This window comes from Treponema berlinense (genome assembly GCF_052273165.1).
Taxonomy (GTDB): domain Bacteria; phylum Spirochaetota; class Spirochaetia; order Treponematales; family Treponemataceae; genus Treponema_D; species Treponema_D berlinense_A.
In genome coordinates this window covers 18,556-39,213 of the sequence record NZ_DAVZIU010000010.1, presented here as the reverse complement: position 1 = coordinate 39,213, position 20,658 = coordinate 18,556, and the positions used below count along the sequence as shown (strand labels likewise).

Below are 20,658 nucleotides of genomic sequence, written 5' to 3'. Positions count from 1 at the left end.
TATATTTTTTTTGCCTTTAAAACATATATTTTTTTGCCGAAGATATAAGAGTTATGAAGTCTGTATTTTTTAAAAATGTAAAAACCGCAATTTTTTTTACTGGAGTAAGTATTTTTTGTTCGGGAGGGGTGTTTGCCGAATTGACTCACACTGTTCAAAAAGGCGAAACTCTTTATTCAATTTCAAAAAAATATAATGCAACGGTTCAGTCGATTGTATATGCAAACAAAATTGACGGTACAGATATAAAAATCGGACAAAAACTTGTAATTCCAGAAAAAAACGGAGCGGTTCAAGCGAAAACGAATGATTCTGCTTTAAAAACTGATTCAGAAAACGACTCTAAAAACGAAAAAAATATTCAGACCTACACTGTCAAAAAAGGCGACACCTGGTACGCAATTGCCAGAAATTTTTCGGTAAGCGTAAAGCAGCTTTACGAATTGAATGGAACTGACGAAAAATCAGGGCTTAAGGTCGGCCAGAAAATAAAAATTCCAGCAGTTTCTGCGGTTGCTTCTAATCAGAATGTAAAAAATACTGAAACTTCTAAAAATACGGCTTCAGCATCAAAAAATTCTGAACTAAAAAATCAGTTGCCGTCCGTGATTGTTGATACTCATAATTATTCTGAAAAAAAAGGCGACCCGAACCTTGTTTGGCCTGTTCAAAAACCTGAAGTTACTTACGTAAACGGAAAAGTTAGTGGCGTAACACTCAGTGCAAAAAAAGACGAGCCTGTCGATGCAATAAAGTCCGGAACTGTAATGTTTAGCGGAACCTATCGCGGTTTTGGAAATGTTGTCTTTATACAAAGCAAAACCGGTCATATTTACGCATACACTGGGCTTGGAAAAGTTTTGGTTTCTAAAGGCGATTATATCGATTTTAAAACTCAGATTGGTACGGCAGGAATTAACAGCTATTCTTCAAAAAGTCAAATAAGCCTTATGGTTTTTCAGAACGGACTTCCGATTGATCCTGCAAAAGCTCCTCGTGGCTAAGTTTTTCAGGAAAAATTTGTGGTTTGAGATTTTTTTTCGGTTTTAAGTGGAATAAGTGGATATTTATAATTCTTCTATTGAATCTGGATTTTTACTTTCTTCATAACCTTCGCTGTCTAAAGAAACAAATTTAACGTCTGCTTCCGACGTGATTTTTTCGCGGATGATTACCTTTATATTTTTACAGACAAGGGTTGTAAGGTTTAATGTTTGACCGAAACGGTTTGAATAAGTTGAGTCTGTCTGATCAATGTCATCTGTTTTTAGATAGATGTGGAGTTCACTTTTTATATATTCAATCATGTCGGAAAAATTTATCCGTTTGTTGAATTCCATGTCCCGCTGAATGTAATCGATTACTTCAAAATTCGAAGGATTGCTTTTTAGTTTTGTTTCCATTTTTGCCTGCCTTATAACAATGCCTGGACTGCAAGTGAAGATGTTTGCTCTGAGTAAATTCTGAGTCTTTGTCTTTTCTTTTTTTGTGGAACTGGCATTTTTATTAAAATCTTAAATATTTCGGCACAGACTTTTGCATCGTCAAAGGCGCGATGTGCATGCCCTTTATCTATGCTGAACTGGTCTGCAAGAAATGTTTGTTTCCAGCTTCTGTTTTCTGGCAGCATAATCCTGCTTAGTCTGAGCGTATCGACTGCGCTGTTTTGCAACGGCAAAAAACCGAGGCGTTGAGATTCTGCGTTCATAAAACGAAGGTCAAACTGTGCATTATGTGCTACTAAAATTGTTTCTTTGCAAAAATTTCTGAATTCTGGAATGATTTTTTCTGCCAAAGGAGCATTTTCCAGCATTTTGTCGTCGATTCCTGTCAAGCCAACAATGAACGGATTTAACGGAGATTGAACTTTTATTAAAGACGAAAATTTTTCAAGAATCCCGTCCTTTGTAAATTTTACTGCTCCGATTTCGATTATGCTTGAATTTTCTGGATTTTGACCGGAAGTTTCTGTGTCAAAGGCGCAAAAAACAGCACCTTGTTCATAAAGAGAAAGAATTTTTTTGTTTGACACAATTAAATGCAGGGTATTGTTCATAAATAAAACTTGGACTGCCGATTTTGCAATTTTTTTTGCCGGCAGTCCATTTTTTTAATTATTTTGCATTTTCAAGAAGATTTTTGATTTCTTTTGAAATTGAATCACAGCTTTCTGCCGATTCTTTTTTTGCTTCTTCAAGATTAGAAGTAACTTCTGTTCTTGAGTTGATGTAGAACTTGATTTTTGGTTCAGTTCCAGAAGGACGTGCGGAAACAACAGTTCCTCCTTCGAGAACAAACTGAAGTACATTTGACTTAGGAAGCGCAATTTCTGTTTTTGCAGAGGAATTTTCTGGATTGTAAGAAACGCTTTCCTGGATGTCGCGGATTTCAAGAACTTTTTTGCCACCGAGAGTTTTTAAGCCTTCTGAGCGGAGTTTTGACATAATTCCTGCCATAACTTCTTTTCCAGCAGAACCTGGGAAATACTGCGAAATTGCGCGGTCTTCAAAGAAACCGTATTCATTCCACATGTCGTCCAAGTGTTCGAGAATTGACTTGCCTTTTGAAGCCCAGTAAAGTGTCATTTCTGCACACATTGCAGCCGCAGAAACGCCGTCTTTATCCATTACTTCTTTTTCTACTTTGTAGCCGTAAGATTCTTCAAGGCCAAAAACGTAATTTTCTGAACCGTCTTTTTCAAATTCATCTTCAACAGCGGCAATCCACTTAAAACCTGTAAGGCATTCGTGCATTTTTACACCGAATTTTTTGCAGATGTAGTCGCAGAACGGAGATGTTACAATTGAGCGGATTGCTGCCGGTGCTACAGGCATTTTTCCGAGTTCTTTTCTTGAAAGAAGAACGTATTCGCACAACAGAGCGCCCATTTGGTTTCCTGAAACGAGGACGAATTTTCCGTCTTTGCCAGGAAATGCCGTTCCGAAGCGGTCTGCGTCAGGGTCTGTTGCCATTACACAGTCAGCCTTTTCTTTTTCTCCGAGTTCAACAGCGAGTTTGAGAGCTGGAGCCTCTTCTGGATTTGGTTTTTCTACGGTCGGGAATGCACCGTTTGGCTCTCTCTGCTGTGGAACTGTAATTACTTTTAGTCCAAGGTCTCCAAGAACTTTTTCTACGTGCATTGCGCCTGTTCCGTGGAGCGGAGTGTAGACGATTTTTACGCTCGAGGCCTTTTCTTTGATAAGTTCAGGGCGGAAAAGCTGAGCCTTGCACATTTTCCAGAATTTTTCATCAATTTCTTTGTCTATAAGAACGAGTTTTCCTGATTTCAGCGCTTCTTCTTTAGAAATTGATTTTACTTCTTTTACAGAGTTTACTTCTTCAATAATGCCAACGTCATGAGGTTCAATTACCTGAGCCCCGTTGTCCCAGTAAGCCTTGTAGCCGTTGTACTGAGGAGGGTTGTGAGAAGCGGTAACGACAACGCCTGTCTGAGCTCCAAGTTCGCGGATTGCAAAAGAAAGTTCTGGAGTAGGGCGAAGTCCTGTAAAAAGATAAGCCTTGATTCCGTTTGCAGCAAGGATAAGAGCCGTTGCTTCTGCAAAAACGTCCGAATTTTTGCGACTGTCATAGGCGATTACTGCGCTTAAAGTGCCGTCTTTTGCTTTCTGAGGAAATGCTTTAAGAACGTAGTTTGCAAGTCCCTGGGTTGCAAGATTTATTTCGAGAGTGTTCATGCGGTTTGTTCCGCCACCCATAACTCCGCGAAGACCTCCAGTTCCAAATTCAAGAGTCTGATAGAATCTGTCTTCCAGTTCTTTCATATCTTCTTTTGCAACGAGTTCTTCTACTTCTTTGCGGAATCGTTCATCTTTTTCTTCTTCGATGTACTTTTTTGCACGTTCAAGAATTACTGTTTTTTCCATAAATTTCTCCCATAAAAAGTTTTATGCTAGTGAATCTGCACGCAGAATCATTTTTGTTTCCCATTCAAGAAGTTTTTGTTCTTCTTTAAGTTTATTTCCTTTTACATCGCACATTACGCGGAAAACAGGCTCTGTACCGCTTCCGCGCATCCACATAAATGCAACAGGCTTTTCATTTTCATCGTAGAAAATGATTTTGAGTCCACCTTTGCCACTCTGTGAATAATCGTCAATGTTTTTAGTTTCAACGGTACCGTTTGTCCTGACAGCAACATAGCTTTCAAAACCGTACAGTTCCTTTAATTCATTTTTATGCAAATTCCACTGATTTTCAAATATTTTTTGAAAATTTGCTTTTAAAACTCCGTGATCCGTTGTTTTTATCTGAAGAACGGCTCTTTCTTCGCTTACGCCAGTGGTCGTGTAAACAGGCAGTGTTTCGATTATGTCGCGCAAAGTGTAGTTTTCTTTATATTTTTCCATCTGCCCGCTTGCTTCGCACCAAAGATGAAAAAGACCTTTTCTCAAAACTCCGTTGATTTGGTCGTCTTTTAAAATTAAAAGCTTTACAAGGGCAAAAATCGTGCAAAGAGGGTCACGCACTGCCGCTGGATGGGTAATGTTTCCGCCGTTTGAACCTTCGCCTAAAATGCGCACAGTCCAGCCTTCGCTTCGTTTTTCGCGCGCCAAATTTACGACATTTGCTTCGCCAACTTCACTTCTAAAAACTTCTGCCTTAAAAGCATGGGCGATTTCTTCGATTCTCATTGAGGTAGGACCGTTTACCGCAACTCCAACTTTTTGTCCGCCAAAAAAAGAGCCAGTCTGTCCGTTTTTTTCTGATAAAAAGAGTTCTGCCTTTTTTGCAAGTCCGCGCCCTTGAGAAAATTGAGCCTGATATGCAGAATATGCAAGTTCTGAAAGAACCGAAAGCGCGAATCCTTCCTGAGCTCTTAAAACCTTTGCTTTTTGCTCAATTTCGTCCCAGTAGACAATGTTTCCGCGGTCTCCGTCGCAGTCTGGCATGTAACCGAGAATGCAGTTTTTGTCGCCCGCGACCTGTCTTTTTTCGATTTCGCGCGCGCACCAAACCAGATTTTCTGGTTCAGGAATAATTTCGTGAACGATTTGTCCAGGAGCGCTGTTGATTGCCGTTAAAGAAATTCCACATTCGTTTAAAAACGTTTTGTCAATGGACATTGTGCGTGCAGAACCGTTCATATCTGCTACGACGCACAGGGGATTTTGAATCAGGTTTTGTCTTATTCTTGCAAATACCGCATTTTGCACGGCAGGTTCTTTTGAACCCGAAATTACTTCTTTTTCAAAACTTCTGTAAGTGTTTGCTGCCGAATGTTTTGTCGCGATTGATTCTGCAAAAACCCAATCCAAGTCAATGTCAGAACAGGAAGAGGCCAGTTTTTTAGCATATTCAGCAGCGTCAAGACGGGCACATTTTTTTTCAAATTCTGCAACGAGTTTTGCGTTTTCCTGTCCGTTTAAAACGCCTCCGTCATTCAGCCCAAATTTGATTCCGTTATAGCCAATCGGGTTGTGGCTTGCCGAAATATAGACAAAACCGTCCGCCGAATGCGCATAAACCATAATTTCTGGAGAAGCGATTATTCCCGTATACGAAACTGCAATTTTTTTTGCCAGAAAAACTCTGAGCATTGTTTCTGCAATTGCAGGACCTGTAGGACGAGTATCCATTCCAACTATAATTAAAGGGGATTTTTTTTGAGCAAGCATATAATCTGCAAAAGTTTCTGCTGCAAGCGCCGCGATTGTGCGGTTTAACTCTCCAATTTCGCCATTGTCGTCGTCTTTTTTTCCGGATTCAGCAAAAACTTTGCGCCAGCCAGACGCTGATGTAATCATCTTATGTTCCATAACAAAAATATTTTATCACCAAAAAAGACTAATCGCAATAAACTATAAAATTCTTGTTTTTAAATTTGGCACCGCAATCCATTTTCAAACCTGCTTTTCACGGTTCCGCTTCCGCTCCATCCGCCACAGGCGGACGCTTTGCGCCGTTTCAATCAGGGGTGCATTTTTTTTGTGCAGACTCAATATGCTTCTACAGAATATGTGAGAATTTTTTCTTTACCCAAAATATCTGCAACTGAAATCGTAATCCTGTTGTGTCCCTTAGGAATTGCAATTTCGCCCAAAAGCTGCCGTTTTTTGTCCGGATAAATTACAGAAGAAGGGTAGTTGCTCTTGTTGTTTGTGCAGAGTTTTCCGTCTATGCTTACCAGCGCATCGTATGTAATTGTGTCGGCAATTGCTCCGTTTACAAGAATTGTCGTTTTGTACGGCATAGAAACCGGCTGCTGCGAGCAGTAAATAAAATACGTTCCAGAAGCGATTCTTTTGTTTGTGTCAAAATTATACTCAGTTCCTTTTTTATTTATAGCCGTAAGATTGAAAATTTCAAGCGGAAGCTCGTTTCCAAAGCGCGGCATTAAAATCCGCGGATTTACGAGCGTTTTGGCCTTTAAATCGACAACTTGAAATTCCAAAAGAGCGTTTCCTTCCTGCCAGCCGGAGCTCCCGCAGGTTCCAAGCGGAGTTGCGTTTTCAACTTCTGAAAGTTCATATCGTTTTTCCTGATCGTCCGAATTCAAGTTTGCATAAACCGTCATCAGACTGTCGTCATGAAAGAGAAGCACTGCATTTCCGAGTGTGCTTTCAAAAAGAGAAGAATCTTCGTCATGTTCGCTCAAAACTGCGGTGACAGTTCCTTTGCTGGAAGTTTTAATTTCTCCGCTGTCGCTAAAAATCAGCGAAGGATTTATAACTCCGCCACGGGTGTGCGCAAAATATGTAAAAAAAGTGTCGGACATGATTTCTTCCTGCGGCCAGTCAAAACCAAAGGCGAAAAATGGAGCCAAAAACAATGCCGATAAAAAAAATATTTTTTTCATAAAAATGCCTCCGCTTTTACTTAAACTCAATGTCCACTCTCGAAAGTGAACTGTCGCGTCCGACAAAAAGCGAATTGTCTTTAACTGTTATGTAAGCATTTTCCGCTTTAAAGCTAAAACTTCCGGAATAGACCGAGTGTTTTTGGATTACAGAAACTGAATAAATTCCGTCATTTTTGCTAAGGACAAAGATATTTTTTTTGTCGCTTGTTTCTTCTATTGAAAGAATATTGCCTTTTACTGGAATATGCTTTGATTTTAAAGTTTTGCAGTTTACAACTCCAAGACAGTCTTTGTGCGCAAAATAGCAGTAATCACCGTCGCTTGAAAATTTTACGAGAACCTGTTTTGTTGTGTCTTCTTCCAGATATTCATGAAAGAAGATTTTTGTAATTCCATTTTCTCTCTTTGCAAGTGTTAATCTCTGCTGTTTTTGACCACTTACGCTCGCTGTCGTTAAACCGTCTTCCGAAACTGCAAGGCCTAAAATTACAGGATATTTGCTTCCGCCTGGTTCGTACTGACGTTCGATTTTTCCGTCCGCGTCAAAAATAAGAATTGAGCCGTCCGCGTAGCCTGCGGCAACTTTTTCGTTTGTAGAATCCAGAGCTGTAATGGGAACGTAATTTTCAAATTTCCATTTTGGCTCAAAATTTTCATTCAAAAAAACAAAACTTGTTCCGCCTGGCAGCATAAGAAATTTTCTGCCCTTTTGAAAAAACGGAAACCCCTGCATTTTTAGTTCTTTTTTTTGTATTCCTTCTTTCGATACAAGTTTTAGACTTTTGTCGCTTGTTCCGTAAATGCAGTAATCGTCTGGACTGATTGCAATTTTGTACGGAAATGTAAAAGCCTGCGCAATTTGACCATCTTCTGTAAAAAATCCCGCATTTTGTCCAAGCTTGAACGGAATATATTGTGAAGGTTCAATTTTGTTTGAATCAGGAGAAGGTTTGTTGCAGTCAACCGTCCATTTTGTTGCAAAATGAATTTCTTTGGAAAGAGGCTTTACTGCAAAAAATGTATATGCGAGCACAATTGTTGTACATATCGTAGAAATTGGATTTAGTTTTTTTAGCATGATTATTTTTATGGTATAATGATTAAAAATTATGGTCAAGTTTGATAAAAAAATGTTTTTTTTATCAGTGCGGTCTTTTATTTTGCAATAAAGTTCGAGAGAATGTATTTACTTGACAAAATACCGTTCTAAATGCAAAATATGCAAAAGATTGTTAAGATTTTATAAAGAAATGGAGACAAAAAGTGGAAGACGATATCCTTACAATTGAAGAAGTTGCAAAATATCTGCGTGTTTCTGAACGCACTGTTTATGACTGGGCTCAAAAGGGCGAGATTCCTGCTGGAAAAATTGGAACGGTATGGCGTTTTAAAAAATCAGAAATTGAAAAATGGGTAAACGAACGTCTTTCTTCAAATATCAAAAAAGAAGAAAATAATCCTGAAATAATCGTAAAAAATATTCTTTCACCAGACCGCATTGTTTTTATAAATCATACTACCAAACGTGATGCTCTTGTTGAACTTGCAAACAATTTGAGCACAGCTCCGCAGGTGAAATACAGCGATGAGCTTGTTACAGAGATTTTAAAGCGCGAGGAACTTATGTCTACAGCAATAGGCCGTGGAATTGCAATTCCTCATGTGCGCCTGTCTTCCGTAACAGATCTTGTAATGAGCGTTGGAATCTGTAAAAAAGATATAATCGACTATCAGTCAATTGATGAAATTCCTGTAAGAATTTTGATTATGATTGCCGCAGCTTACAATCAGCACACATATTACCTTCAGACGCTGAGTTTTTTCAGTTCAAAATTAAAAGAAAAGGCTCTGCGCGACAAGCTTCTTGACGCTTCAACTCCAGAAGAAGCATACGCTCTTTTAACACAGGAGTAGTTTTTGCAAGGACAGGAAAAATTGTTTTTCTTTTAGGTTATTCATAAAGTTCTACAGGAATCCAGTTTTTTCTGTCCTGCATGTCTTTTGCAATCATTCCAAAAGTTAGATTTTTTGCCGTAGTTTCTCCAAAAAGATATTCTTTTCCGTCGAAACTGTAGGTTTGTCCCTGTTTTCCTGGCAAATTTATTCCCACCATAGCATGGCTGTATTGAGTGCTTATAAACATAATTGAATCCAGCCCAAGATTTTTATAAAGAAGCATTAAAAGCATTGAGCGACTGTCGCAGTCAGAGCCTGCTCCTTCGAGTACTGCCGGAATATTTGTAAAATCGGCGCGGTCAGCCGAAGAGGATTTTCTTTCGTAGTTAAAATTTTGCGTCCAGGTTAAAAGTTTTTGTGCGAGCACTGCTTCTGGAAAATCAGGGGATTCTTTTTGGCAATCTTCTGTGAGCGCGTTGGAAATGTCAAATGCCACTCTTTTTGTGCGGCTCATTCCGTCTTTTGCTATTATTCTGTAAAAACGCTGCCAGGCTTCTTTCCAACATTTTTGGTTTACGAACAGTTTAAAAACTGAAAATTCCCGGTCAACGACAAACTGGTTTGCTTCGGAATCATCTTTGTCCAAGATCGTGTTAATTTTTTTTCCGGCAATTGCAAGCGTTATGTTTTTTTGTTCGGTTTTTGGAAAGGCGAATGCGGTTATAAGTCCGCTTTCTTTAAAGCTTCCGCGGTCGACCATTATGCTGTCTAATATAGAAAGAATAAACTGCTCGCAGTTGTATGCCTTGTTTTCTGGAGCGAATGAGATAACTGTCAGAAAACTTTTTTTATCTGGAAGAGGGATTGAAGTTCCCCAGCCGCACATTTTTGTGCCAAGGGCTTTTTCGCTTATTGTAATCTGAGAAACGGCACATTCTCTGTTGCGCCATTTTGCCGTAGAAATTTCTCCACTTGCAGAAAGTTTTTCTAATGTTTTGTAAAGGGCTTGGGTGCTGTTTTGAAAATTTTCCTGCGGCCAGACTTTTATTGCGGTTTGAACTGGAAGAAGCTTGTGTGTAAAAAAAATTGAACTTTCGTCTTCTGTCATGTCTGAAATTTCTGACATTTCTGGAAAATCTATGCTGTAACCGTAAACCGAACTTGAAACTAGTTCTGAAAACGAATAAAAATTTGGAAAAATTAAAAAGAATGCTGCAAAAATCGAGCGGATAAAAGATTTGTGGAATTTTTTCATAGTTTTGGCACTTCCATAAAATACTAGTCTAAAAAATACTTTTTTTGTAATATAGGCAACTGGACAAGGGATTGTAAGGGCGTGCGAAGCGCGTTCCAAAAAATGTGATTGCGCTTTGCGGAATTACATTTTTTTGGAATGACAACCCTGAAAAGCCCGGTTTTTGCGCAGGCAAAAATGGCCCTAAAAATTCAAAAAAATACTTACAGATTGATAATCGGATGAAAAATATTCAAATTGTATATGAAAATGAAGAAATTCTTCTAATAAATAAAGAAGCTGGAATGAGTGTTCAGGGCGGTGCTGGAATTGCGCATCCTTTGGACGAAGAGCTTTCTAAGCAGCTTGGTTACAAGGTTTTTTTGGTTCACAGGCTCGATAAGGAAACGTCCGGGCTTATGGTTGTTGCAAAGTCGGCGGCCGCGGCAAATAAATGGATTGGTCTGATTGCAGGAAAACAGGTAAAAAAAGAATATACGGCTGTGTGTTTTGGTCTGCCTTGCGTAAATGGAAAAACGGCTTTGGCTGGAACTTTAAAAGACAATGTTGTAAAGTCTGGGCGTGAATTGAATGCTGTTACGGATTTTAAGGTTTTAAAATCTGGAAAAATAAAAATTGTTTCTGAGAGCGAAAATGTCGATAATAATATGGAAGGAGATTTTGAAAGTGAAGAAATTGACCTTTCTGTTTTGCATCTTACTCTTGGAACTGGAAGAATGCATCAGATAAGAATTCATCTTGCAAAGGCCGGCTGTCCGATTGTTCAGGATGATAAGCACGGAAATTTTAAATTGAATAAAAAGGCGCGGAAACTCGGCCTTAAAAGACTTTGTCTTGCTGCGACGACGATAACACTTCCTGTCGATGGAAAAAAAACTGTTTTTAACGTGGAATTGCCAGAACATATAAAAAAAGCGGTTGAACTTTTGTAGTTTTTTGTTATATAAGGAATTGCACTTGACACTTTTCTGTTAAAAGCGTAAATTATATTAACATTTTAATAGTAATATTTAAATGGATCCGCGCAAACGGGTCCTTTTTTATTGCCGGAGCAAAATTACAGAGATTATGGATTACATACCTTTAAATTCTTATCCGCATTATCAGGAATGTGAAAACGTTGCTTCTTCGCTTGGTTACCACCTTGTTGAATTGAAATTTTCTAAGCAGGGAAGCACAACTCATATTCTTGCCGTAATTACAGGAGATGATCCGACTGTGAATATCGGCGTAAATGACTGCTCGAAGGTGCATCATGCGCTTCTTCCAAAAATTGAAGAAATCCTTGGAACTGATGATACTTACATGGAACTTACTTCTCCTGGAATGGAGCGGAATATTAAAAATGCGACTGAATTTGCACTTTTTAAGGGACGCCAGGTTCGGGTTTGGGATAAAACAGTTACGGATTGGGTCGGTGGAAAAGTTGTTTCTTCTGACAATGCTTCGATAACGCTCGAAGTTGAAAATCCAGATGGTTCTGTTGAACAGAAAACTGTTTCTTATAAAGATATAGCAAAAGCAAAATTTATTCATTTGTAATTGCAGAATTGAATTTTTTGGGAAGCCTCTAAAAAATGGGGCGACCGTTAATTTTTTTTCTACTTCAAAAGGGAGAAATAATATGTCAGAAATGTCAGAAGCGATTCGTGAACTCATCGAAGAAAAGGGAGTTTCTGTAGAATCTGTTAAACAGACTGTGGAGTCTGCAATCAAGGCGGCTTACAAAAAAACTTTCGGAACAGCGGACAACTGCGAGGTTCACTTTGCAGATGATTTGTCGGATGTTTCGGTTTACTCGAAAAAAGTAATTGTAGACGGTGTTTATGATCCTGTGACAGAAATTGAACTTGAAGATGCGCTCAAAATGAGCGAGGAATGTGAAGTTGGAGACGAAATCCTTATTCTCGTAGATCCAAAAACTTTTGAGCGTTCTGCTGTTTCTACAGGAAAACAGGCTGCTCATCAGGGATTGAGCGAAAGTTTTAAAAACAATCTTCTGGCAGAAAATAAAGACAAAATCGGCGAAGTTATCATTGGATATTATCAGCGCGAACACAACGGAAATATTTACGTTGATCTTGGTAAAGTTGAGGGAGTTCTTCCTAAAAAATATCAGAGTTCACGCGAAATTTATCAGAAAAATGACAGAATTAAGGCTATTGTCGTTGACGTAAAACCTACTTCTTCGGGAGTTCAATTGGTTTTGAGTCGCACTGATCCTAAATTCGTACAGTCAATCATTGAGCTTGAAGTTCCTGAACTTGAAGATAAGACGATCGGAATTTACAAAATTGTTCGTGAAGCAGGTTACCGCACTAAGATTGCAGTTTTCTCTAACAAGGAAGATGTAGATCCTGTAGGTGCCTGTGTTGGTCTTAAGGGTGTTCGTATTCAGAATGTAATCCGCGAACTTGAAGGTGAAAAAATCGACGTTCTGCGCTATGACCAGAATCCTGTCGAATTCATTAAAAATGCACTCTCTCCTGCCGAAGTTGAGAAAGTTTTGATTACGGACGAAGAAAAAAAACAGGCTCTTGCAATTGTAAACGAAAGTCAGTTCTCTCTTGCTATCGGAAAATCGGGTATGAACGTTCGTCTTGCAAACCGCCTCTGCGACTGGTCAATCGACGTAAAAACCGAAGAACAGGCTGCGGAAATGGATTTGAGCCAGTTCTCTACGCGCAAGGCAGCAGAAAATCTTTTCAACAATTCTTCTGAAGAAAGCGAGCCAATTTCGACAATTTCTGAATTGCCTGGAGTTGATGTTGATGTTGCTTCAAAACTCAAGGCTGCTGGATTTGATGATATTCAGACTTTTGTTGATTCGTTCGATTCCGATTCAATCAAGGTTGAAGGTGTGACTCAGGAAGATCTTGAAAAAGTAAACTCAATCGTTCGCGATGTGGTTGAATTTGTTGAAGATGATTCTGAAAAAGCGGAAGAAGAAAAGCCTGAGCAGGAAGAAGAGGAAGAATATTTCTGTCCTGAATGTGGCGCAAAAATCACTTTGGATATGACAAAATGTCCAAAATGTGGCGTAGAATTTGAATTTGAGTAATAAAAAACGGTAAAATAAAAAGTCTTTGAAATTTTAATATCGAAGACTAAAAGAGTAGTGCGAGAAAAATTATAAGGGGAAAAACGAGAAAATATGGCTGAAGAAACAGAGAAAAAGCCCGGATTTGTATTGAATAAGAAAAAAACAGAACCAGCAGAAAATAAAGCGACTGTTGTGGCTTCTGCAAATTCAAGTACACCGGAAAAGAAAAAAATTGTAGTCGTAAAGAGAAAAGCGCCTGCACAGGCTCAGGAAAGTGTGGCTGAAAACGGGGAAAATAAAAAACGTCCGGTTCCAGTTGTAAAAAAATCTCCTGCACCGGTAGCAGCAGCTCCTTCTGCTCCTCGTCCTCAGCAACAGCGTCCTGCTGGACAGACTCGTACTACTTTTGAAATCGGCTCTGCAAGACCAAATGTAAAAGCCGGTAATCTTTCAACTCCAAATCGTCAGCGCAACGGCGGATACAACCGTGGTCAGAATGGTGGTTATGGCAATCGCGAAGGTGGCTATAACGGCGGTTATGGAAACAGAAATTATAACAATAACGGTCAGCGTTCTGGAGGTTTTTCTGGAGCACAGGCCCGCGAAAATTATCAGAACCGCGACAGAAACGGACAGGGCGGTGGATTTAACCGTCAGGGCGGATTCAACCGCGGTCCAAACGGACAGGGCGGTGGATTTAACCGTCAGGGCGGATTTAACCGCGGCCCAAACGGACAGGGCGGATTTAACCGTGGACCAAATCAGGGTGGAAGACCAGGATTTGGCAGCCGTCCGGGATTTGGCGGTGGAAGACCGGGATTTGGAGGAGCACCAGTTGCATCTGCAATTCCAGAACAGAAAGGACCTGGAAAAAAGGCATTTAAAGGCAAAAAACAGGTTTACAACAACCGCAAGGACAAAGAAGAGCTTTTTGACGAAGAGGAACTTTACAAGAAGAAGTCAGTTACTCCTGCAAGCGTAGTTCCAAAGTCAATCGATATTATGGAATCTGTTTCGATTTCTGATTTGGCAAAGAAAATGAACCTTAAAGCCAGCGAAATCATCGGAAAACTTATGTCGATGGGAATGATGGTTACAATCAACCAGAGCATTGACTCTGACACTGCAACCCTTCTTGCTGCCGAATACGGTTGTGATGTCCATCTTGTTTCTCTTTATGACGAAACCGTAATTGAAAGCGACAAGGGTGAAGAAGGAAATGAACTTCCTCGTCCGCCAATTGTTACTGTAATGGGACACGTTGACCATGGTAAGACAAAAACACTTGATGCAATCCGAAAGACAAATGTTGCGGCAGGCGAAGCCGGCGGAATTACACAGAAAATTGGTGCTTATCAGGTTAAGACTGAAAAGGGTGTGATTACATTCCTTGATACTCCTGGACACGAAGCCTTTACAATGATGCGTGCTCGCGGTGCTCAGATTACAGATGTCTGTGTTCTTGTTGTTGCCGCAGATGACGGTGTAATGCCACAGACTCTTGAAGCCTTAAGTCATGCAAAAGATGCAAAGGTTCCGATTATCGTTGCAGTTAATAAAATTGATAAACCAGATGCAAATCCTGACCGTGTAATGACGCAGCTTTCTGAACAGGGACTTACTCCTGAAGAATGGGGCGGCGACACTCAGTACGTAAAAATTTCTGCTCTTAAGGGCGAAGGAATCAACGAACTTCTCGACGCGATCCTTCTTCAGGCAGAGATGCTTGAGTTAAAGACTTATTGGGATACACGCGCAGAAGGAAAAGTTATCGAATCTCATGTTGACCAGGGACGCGGTGTTATTGCCGATGTTATGGTTCAGAGCGGTACATTGAAAGTTGGAGATCCGTTTGTTGCCGGAATTTATTCTGGAAAAGTACGTGCAATGTTCAACGATCGCGGAGAAAAAGTAAAAGAAGCTACTCCTTCAATGCCTGTTGAAGTTCTCGGTTTGGACGAAATGCCGAATGCTGGAGATCCGTTCCAGGTTACAGAAACAGAACGCGATGCCCGCGATATTTCAAACAAACGTCAGGAACTCAAGCGTTTTGAAGCAGCAAAGGCTGTTAAGAAAGTTACATTGGACAACCTCGTTTCTACAATCGAAGCAAGCGAAGTAAAAGAATTGAAAGTTATTATTAAGGCTGACCTCCAGGGATCTGCAGAGGCTTTAAAACAGTCTCTCGAAAAGCTTTCAACTCAGGAAATCCGCTTGAACGTAATTCATTCTTCTGCTGGAGCTATCAACGAAAGCGATGTTACTCTTGCAGCCGCAGACGAAAATGCAATCATTATTGGATTTAATGTTCGTCCAACGGCAAAAGCTAAGATGCTTGCTGATGAAGAAAAAGTAGAAATCAGAAAATACAACGTTATCTATAAGTGTGTTGAAGAAATTCAGCAGGCAATGGAAGGAATGCTCCGTCCAGATACAATTGAACAGAATATCGGTATGGTTGAAGTTCGCAATACATTCCGTGTTCCAAAAGTTGGAGTTATTGCAGGATGTTCAGTTACAGAAGGTCTTGTTAAAAAATCAGCAACTGTTAACCTTATCCGTGACGGAATTGTTAAATGGACAGGAAAAATTTCTTCACTCAAACGTTACAAGGACGATGCAAAAGAAGTTAAGGCTGGTTTTGAATGTGGTATCGGTCTTGAAAACTGGCAGGACATTCAGGTTGGCGACCAACTTGAAATTATTGAATACGTTGAAGTTGCAAGAAAACTTGGCGAATCTCTCGTAGACGAAAAAGCAGAAGCAGAAGCAAAAGCTAAAGAGAGAATTGCCGCTGCAAAAGCCGAAGCAGAAGCCACAGCAGCACAGATTGCCGCAGAAGAAGCAGAAGCAAAAGCTAAAGGAAAAGCAAAAAAAGCAGCTAAAGAAAAGTTAAATTCTTCATTCGTTCCGAAGGGAGATGCTGAATAATGGGTGAATTTAGACTTGCCAAACTGGGGGAGCAGATTCGCGGTGAAATTGCACTGCTTATCAGCACTCAGAAAATAAAAGATCCGCGTGTTTCAACTTTTTTGACGATAAACCGTGTGGAAGTTGCTGCTGATTTGGCTTATGCAAAAGTTTATGTTTCGAGTTTTTTGCCAGAAGGACAGATTTTAAAAGGAGTTGCTGGGCTTAACAGTGCGGCAGGATTCATTCAATCGTCAATCGCAAAAAAACTTACAATTCGAAAATTTCCAAAACTCAGCTTTATTGCTGACAGTTCAGTAAAGGAAGGCTTTGAGATGGTAAATAAATTGAACCGTCTTGAAGCTGAGGAAAATGAAATCCGCAGACAGCAGACAGACGGGCAATAGCGCAAACTCCGGAATTTTGCTTTTAAGCAAACAGTCCGGAGAAACTAGTTTTGCTTCTTTATCGGCAGTAAAAAAATCTCTTGGCACAAAAAAAGTCGGTCACACGGGAACTTTGGATTCCTTTGCAGATGGGCTTCTTGTCGTTCTTACCGGACATTTGACGCGTCTGGTTTCTCATATTACGAATTTTGGAAAAACTTACCTTGCATTGATTGAATTCGGCTCAGAAACCGATACCCTCGATCCGACTGGAAATATAATAAAAACAGGCAGAATTCCAGACGAAGAAGAAGTTCGCACGGTTTTGAAAAAGTTCAAGGGAGAAATTGATCAGGTTCCGCCAAAATTCAGCGCGCTTCACGTAAATGGAAAAAGGGCCAGCGACCTTATGCGAAGTGGCGAAGAAGTTGAACTTGCGCCAAGAAAAATCACAATTCATTCTATTATATTACTCGATTTTTTTGAAAAATATGCTCTTGTTGAAGTCAGCTGTTCAAAAGGAACTTATATCCGCTCTCTTGCCCGCGATATTGCAAAAGAATGTGGAACTGTCGCTCATTTAAAGGCTTTGCGTCGAACTGGGGTAGGACCTTTTTATCTGAAAAATGCAGCAGGCCATGAAGATTTGGAAGAGTTTACGATTTCAAACCTTGTATATGGCGAAAAAAAATCTCCAAAAAACAGAAAAGAAGATCCTGTTTTTGCAGAACAGGTAAAAAATTCAACTTATCCTATGACGGCAGAAATTGCGCGTTTATGCGGATTTTCTCCGGTCATGCTTTGCACAGGCTATGTTCAGGATTTTGCAAACGGACGTCTTTTGAGAAGACATTCGTTCTATTTTGAAGAAAAAACTCCGGAAAACTGTGAGCTTGCGGTTTTTTATCCTGATTTAAAGTTTGCAGGAACAGTAAAAAGAAACGGAAGAAAATTCAGTTACGGTTTTGTAATTCCGCTGGAAGAGCAAAAACTGAAAATATATTCCTGGGAGCAGGTTGTAAACGGAAAACCATTAAAGGATTTTGGAAATCAGGAAACAGCCCTTAGCATTGGAAGTTTTGATGGAATGCATATCGGGCACGATTCGATTTTTGATTCGATTCTTGAAAAAAAACAGCTTGTGCCGGGAATTGTCACTTTCAGGCATACTACACGGCTTGAGAAGTCTGGAAAAGATTTTAGTGGAGAGGTTTCATCGCTCTCTCAAAAGCTGGAATTCTTTATGCGAAAAGGATTTAAGTTTGTCGTTGTAATTGACTTTTCTGACGATTTTACTAAAATACAAGGGAATGATTTTCTGTCAATTTTAAAAAATAACTGCAATGTAAAATATCTTGCCGAAGGTGAGGATTTTAGATGCGGTTACAAAGGTTTGACCGATATTCCTGCTCTAAAAGAATTTTGTGCTAAAAATAAAATCGAGCTTAATGTTGTCAGTTTTGTTGATTATTCTGGCAAAAAGGTAAGTTCTTCAAGAATTCGGGAAGATGTTCTTGATAAAAAGTTTAATGAAATAAGCATAATGCTCAAAAATCCGTATACGATTGACTGTGCGGGTTTTGAATGGTACAGGGAAACAATAGATGGAAAAAATTATCTGACCGCAAAAAAACACGGAATTCAGATTTTTCCGCCTGACGGTGAATACACTGTCAAAATAAAAATGGTAATTTCTGGAAGCGAAGAGATTTCCGCCACAAAAACTGTAGCCTGTAAATTAGATTCCGGTTTACTTCGCGTGCTGGATTCTGATGGATCGCTCAGAGGCTTTGTGCGGGCAATTCAATTTGGTTACCCAGAGAAATAAATATTTTAAGGAGTAAGTAAAATGCTTACAAAAGAAGAATCAGCTGCAGTAGTCAGCAAATTTGGCAAAAACGAAGCCGACACAGGAAACACAAAAGTTCAGATCGCTCTCCTTACTGAACGCATCAAACAGCTTACAGTTCACTGCCAGCACTTCCCAAAAGACGCTGGCGCATCACGTGGATTGCTCAAAGTAATCGGACAGCGCCGCAAGTTGCTTAAATATCTTCAGAGAAAGGATTTGGAAGTTTACCGCCAGCTTATTAAAGAACTTGGTCTCCGCAAATAATAAACCGTGGAGGTGTAAGTAATGGCAGTAAATAGAGTAACTTACAAAATTGGTGATGAAGATTTAATTCTCGAAACTGGAAAAATCGGCAAACAGGCAAACGGATGTGTTTATGCGCAGTACGCAGGAACATCTGTAATTGCAACTGTATGTGCCTCTTCCGAAGTAAAAGAAGGATTGGACTTTGTCCCGGTTACTGTTGAATACAACGAAAAATATTATGCCGCAGGAAAAATTCCAGGGGGCTTTGTAAAACGTGAAGGTCGTCCAAAGGACAAGGAAATTTTGGTTTCTCGTCTTATTGACCGTCCTATGCGTCCTCTTTTTGAACCTGCATTTGGTCGTGAAATCCAGATTGTTCCGACTTGTGTTTCTGCCGATGGAATCAATCCACCGGACATTCTTGCAGTAATTGCCGCTTCTGCAGCAGTATCAATTTCTGATATTCCATTCCATGGACCTGTTGCAGCAGCAAGAGTTGCTTACATTGACGGACAGTATGTAATCAACCCGACTTTCTATCAGCAGGAAAAAGCTCAGCTCGAAATCGTTGTTGCTGGAACAAAAGACGGATTTACAATGGTTGAAGGCGGTGCAAACGAAGTCAGTGAAGAAGTAATGCTCGGCGCTCTTGAACAGGCTCAGGGCTTTATTACTGCTATGTGCGAACTTCAGGAACAGCTTGTTGCAAAATGTGGAAAAGAAAAACTTCCGCTTGCTCCGCTTAATGTTGAGCTTGCAAACAAAGAGCAGATCATTGCAGATGCAACACCTCTCCTTGAAAAAGCATGTTTCCAGGACGGAAAAATGACTCGCGGTAAGGCAATTGCCGCAGCAAAAGAGCAGGTTGCACAGAAATATGCTGAACAGTTGTCAGATGAAATTCAGAAAAAGCTTTTTGATTCTTGTTTTGATGATATTCAGTACAATTTGCTCAGAAAGAGCATTTTGGACAAAGGCTTGAGAATTGATGGCCGTAAATGTGACGAAATTCGTCCGATTACTTGTGAAGTAAACGTTCTTCCTCGTCCACACGGTTCTGCGCTTTTTACACGTGGAGAAACTCAGTCTTTGGCAGTTTGTACTCTCGGTACAACGCTCGATGCTCAGGTTTATGACGATATTGATGGAGAAAGAAGCGAAAACTTTATTCTTCATTACAATTTCCCTCCATATTCGGTTGGAGAAGTTGGACGTCTTACAACAGGTCGTCGCGAAATTGGACACGGAAACCTTGCCCGCCGTTCTTTGGCAGCCATGGTTCCACCAGTTACAGAATTTCCTTATACAGTTCGCGTAGTTTCTGAAATCATGGAATCTAACGGTTCTTCTTCTCAGGCTTCTACTTGTGGCGGTTGTCTTGCAATGCTCGCTGCTGGTGTTCCTATGAAGAAAATGGTTGCAGGAATTGCAATGGGTCTTATTACAGAACCAGAAGGCGACAATCCTTACGGAAATTACAAAATTCTTTCTGATATTCTTGGTGAAGAAGATCACCTCGGTGATATGGACTTTAAAGTAGCCGGAACAAAAGACGGAATTACTGGTTTCCAGATGGATATTAAGATTGCCGGTGTAACAACACAGATTATGAAAGAAGCTCTCGCTCAGGCAAAAGCTGGACGCTTGCATATTCTTTCAATCATGGAAAAATGCATCGATAAACCTCAGCCAATCAGTCCGTTTGCACCAAAAATCTTGACTATGAAAATTAGTCCTGATAAAATCGGCGCTTTGATTGGACCTGGCGGAAAGAACATTAAGGCTCTTTGCGCACAGTACGGTGTTACAATCAACACAGAAGATGACGGAACTGTTCAGATTTACGGAAAAACTGGAAAATCTGCAGAAGAAGCAAAACTTGCTGTAAAAGGCATTTGTGAAGATCCTGAGATCGGAACAATTTACAACGGCACTGTAAAACGCATAATGGATTTTGGTGCTTTTGTAGAAATCTTGCCAGGAAAAGAAGGATTGTGCCACATTTCTAAACTTTCAAGACAGAGAGTTGAAAAAGTGACGGACGTTCTTAAAGAAGGCCAGCAGATTCCTGTAAAACTTCTTGAAGTGGACAAAATGGGAAGATTGAATCTTTCTTATGTTGACGCGCTTGAAGAGCAAAAAAAATAATTAACGCTTAAGATGTTTAATTATTAAACGAAAAATGGCTGTTTGAAATTTTATTTTCAGACAGCCATTTTTTTTGTCAAAATTTCACTGTTACATATTTTC

The 20,658-nt window shown here is 39.9% G+C and carries 17 protein-coding genes; 10 read left to right on the top strand and 7 right to left on the bottom strand.

The window, feature by feature from the left end:
- Positions 1-53 precede the first annotated feature (53 nt).
- Positions 54-1,004: a LysM peptidoglycan-binding domain-containing protein gene (locus ACT6XC_RS05025; RefSeq protein WP_443741021.1), complete on the top strand. Its 951-nt coding sequence runs from the start codon at positions 54-56 to the stop codon at positions 1,002-1,004.
- Positions 1,005-1,067: 63 nt separating this feature from the next.
- Here the strand turns inward: ACT6XC_RS05025 and ACT6XC_RS05020 are convergent, their stop codons facing one another.
- From ACT6XC_RS05020 to ACT6XC_RS04995, 6 genes are all read right to left on the bottom strand, one after another.
- Positions 1,068-1,403 carry a hypothetical protein gene (locus ACT6XC_RS05020; protein WP_443737823.1) on the bottom strand — a complete coding sequence of 112 codons (336 nt, stop codon included), beginning with the start codon at positions 1,401-1,403 and terminating at the stop codon, positions 1,068-1,070.
- Between the two features lie 11 nt (positions 1,404-1,414).
- Complete coding sequence (locus ACT6XC_RS05015; RefSeq protein WP_443737824.1) at positions 1,415-2,056, bottom strand: 3'-5' exonuclease; 642 nt, start codon at positions 2,054-2,056, stop codon at positions 1,415-1,417.
- Between the two features lie 58 nt (positions 2,057-2,114).
- Entirely contained in the window at positions 2,115-3,884 is a 1,770-nt protein-coding gene (locus tag ACT6XC_RS05010; RefSeq protein WP_443737825.1) for a phospho-sugar mutase, read from the bottom strand.
- A gap of 21 nt (positions 3,885-3,905) precedes the next feature.
- The gene (locus ACT6XC_RS05005; RefSeq protein WP_443741020.1) at positions 3,906-5,777 is read right to left on the bottom strand and encodes a phosphoglucomutase; all 1,872 of its coding nucleotides are present in this window, start codon (positions 5,775-5,777) and stop codon (positions 3,906-3,908) included.
- 179 nt (positions 5,778-5,956) lie between these two features.
- Positions 5,957-6,817, bottom strand: coding sequence for a hypothetical protein (locus ACT6XC_RS05000; RefSeq protein ID WP_443741019.1), 861 nt, complete (start codon positions 6,815-6,817; stop codon positions 5,957-5,959).
- 16 nt (positions 6,818-6,833) lie between these two features.
- Positions 6,834-7,898, bottom strand: coding sequence for a hypothetical protein (locus ACT6XC_RS04995; protein ID WP_443741018.1), 1,065 nt, complete (start codon positions 7,896-7,898; stop codon positions 6,834-6,836).
- 185 nt (positions 7,899-8,083) lie between these two features.
- On the opposite strand from ACT6XC_RS04995, the gene ACT6XC_RS04990 reads away from it, so the two are divergent.
- Positions 8,084-8,734 carry a PTS sugar transporter subunit IIA gene (locus ACT6XC_RS04990; protein WP_443737829.1) on the top strand — a complete coding sequence of 217 codons (651 nt, stop codon included), beginning with the start codon at positions 8,084-8,086 and terminating at the stop codon, positions 8,732-8,734.
- A gap of 37 nt (positions 8,735-8,771) precedes the next feature.
- On the opposite strand, the gene ACT6XC_RS04985 is transcribed toward ACT6XC_RS04990, so the two are convergent.
- On the bottom strand, positions 8,772-9,971 hold the full coding sequence (locus ACT6XC_RS04985; RefSeq protein WP_443741017.1) for a hypothetical protein: 1,200 nt from the start codon (positions 9,969-9,971) through the stop codon (positions 8,772-8,774).
- Positions 9,972-10,192: 221 nt separating this feature from the next.
- On the opposite strand from ACT6XC_RS04985, the gene ACT6XC_RS04980 reads away from it, so the two are divergent.
- From ACT6XC_RS04980 to pnp, 8 genes are all read left to right on the top strand, one after another.
- Complete coding sequence (locus ACT6XC_RS04980; RefSeq protein ID WP_443741016.1) at positions 10,193-10,903, top strand: RluA family pseudouridine synthase; 711 nt, start codon at positions 10,193-10,195, stop codon at positions 10,901-10,903.
- Positions 10,904-11,039: 136 nt separating this feature from the next.
- Positions 11,040-11,513 carry a ribosome maturation factor gene (locus ACT6XC_RS04975; protein WP_443741015.1) on the top strand — a complete coding sequence of 158 codons (474 nt, stop codon included), beginning with the start codon at positions 11,040-11,042 and terminating at the stop codon, positions 11,511-11,513.
- Positions 11,514-11,595: 82 nt separating this feature from the next.
- A complete protein-coding gene (gene nusA / locus ACT6XC_RS04970) occupies positions 11,596-13,032 on the top strand; it encodes a transcription termination factor NusA (RefSeq protein ID WP_443741014.1) in 1,437 nt (478 codons plus the stop codon).
- Positions 13,033-13,125: 93 nt separating this feature from the next.
- Positions 13,126-15,945, top strand: coding sequence for a translation initiation factor IF-2 (gene infB, locus ACT6XC_RS04965; RefSeq protein WP_443741013.1), 2,820 nt, complete (start codon positions 13,126-13,128; stop codon positions 15,943-15,945).
- Positions 15,945-16,331, top strand: a complete 387-nt coding sequence (gene rbfA / locus ACT6XC_RS04960; RefSeq protein ID WP_078931083.1) for a 30S ribosome-binding factor RbfA — start codon at positions 15,945-15,947, stop codon at positions 16,329-16,331. Before infB ends, rbfA begins: the two co-directional genes overlap by 1 nt.
- On the top strand, positions 16,297-18,138 hold the full coding sequence (gene truB, locus ACT6XC_RS04955) for a tRNA pseudouridine(55) synthase TruB (protein WP_443741012.1): 1,842 nt from the start codon (positions 16,297-16,299) through the stop codon (positions 18,136-18,138). The genes rbfA and truB overlap by 35 nt, the downstream gene beginning before the upstream one ends.
- A 21-nt stretch (positions 18,139-18,159) precedes the next feature.
- Entirely contained in the window at positions 18,160-18,426 is a 267-nt protein-coding gene (rpsO, locus tag ACT6XC_RS04950; protein WP_443737836.1) for a 30S ribosomal protein S15, read from the top strand.
- A 21-nt stretch (positions 18,427-18,447) separates the two neighbouring features.
- Positions 18,448-20,556 (top strand): polyribonucleotide nucleotidyltransferase, encoded by a 2,109-nt coding sequence (gene pnp / locus ACT6XC_RS04945; RefSeq protein WP_443737837.1) that lies wholly within the window; start codon positions 18,448-18,450, stop codon positions 20,554-20,556.
- Positions 20,557-20,658: the final 102 nt, after the last annotated feature.

Bases quoted from the DNA above. Each gene is read 5' to 3' on its own strand.
- ACT6XC_RS04980 (WP_443741016.1), top strand. From the start codon at position 10,193: ATGAAAAATATTCAAATTGTATATGAAAATGAAGAAATTCTTCTAATA.
- nusA (WP_443741014.1), top strand. From the start codon at position 11,596: ATGTCAGAAATGTCAGAAGCGATTCGTGAACTCATCGAAGAAAAGGGA.
- ACT6XC_RS05000 (WP_443741019.1), bottom strand. From the start codon at position 6,817: ATGAAAAAAATATTTTTTTTATCGGCATTGTTTTTGGCTCCATTTTTC.
- rbfA (WP_078931083.1), top strand. From the start codon at position 15,945: ATGGGTGAATTTAGACTTGCCAAACTGGGGGAGCAGATTCGCGGTGAA.
- ACT6XC_RS05010 (WP_443737825.1), bottom strand. From the start codon at position 3,884: ATGGAAAAAACAGTAATTCTTGAACGTGCAAAAAAGTACATCGAAGAA.
- infB (WP_443741013.1), top strand. From the start codon at position 13,126: ATGGCTGAAGAAACAGAGAAAAAGCCCGGATTTGTATTGAATAAGAAA.
- ACT6XC_RS05005 (WP_443741020.1), bottom strand. From the start codon at position 5,777: ATGGAACATAAGATGATTACATCAGCGTCTGGCTGGCGCAAAGTTTTT.
- ACT6XC_RS05025 (WP_443741021.1), top strand. From the start codon at position 54: ATGAAGTCTGTATTTTTTAAAAATGTAAAAACCGCAATTTTTTTTACT.
- ACT6XC_RS04975 (WP_443741015.1), top strand. From the start codon at position 11,040: ATGGATTACATACCTTTAAATTCTTATCCGCATTATCAGGAATGTGAA.
- truB (WP_443741012.1), top strand. From the start codon at position 16,297: ATGAAATCCGCAGACAGCAGACAGACGGGCAATAGCGCAAACTCCGGA.
- pnp (WP_443737837.1), top strand. From the start codon at position 18,448: ATGGCAGTAAATAGAGTAACTTACAAAATTGGTGATGAAGATTTAATT.
- ACT6XC_RS05020 (WP_443737823.1), bottom strand. From the start codon at position 1,403: ATGGAAACAAAACTAAAAAGCAATCCTTCGAATTTTGAAGTAATCGAT.
- ACT6XC_RS04995 (WP_443741018.1), bottom strand. From the start codon at position 7,898: ATGCTAAAAAAACTAAATCCAATTTCTACGATATGTACAACAATTGTG.
- ACT6XC_RS04985 (WP_443741017.1), bottom strand. From the start codon at position 9,971: ATGAAAAAATTCCACAAATCTTTTATCCGCTCGATTTTTGCAGCATTC.
- rpsO (WP_443737836.1), top strand. From the start codon at position 18,160: ATGCTTACAAAAGAAGAATCAGCTGCAGTAGTCAGCAAATTTGGCAAA.
- ACT6XC_RS05015 (WP_443737824.1), bottom strand. From the start codon at position 2,056: ATGAACAATACCCTGCATTTAATTGTGTCAAACAAAAAAATTCTTTCT.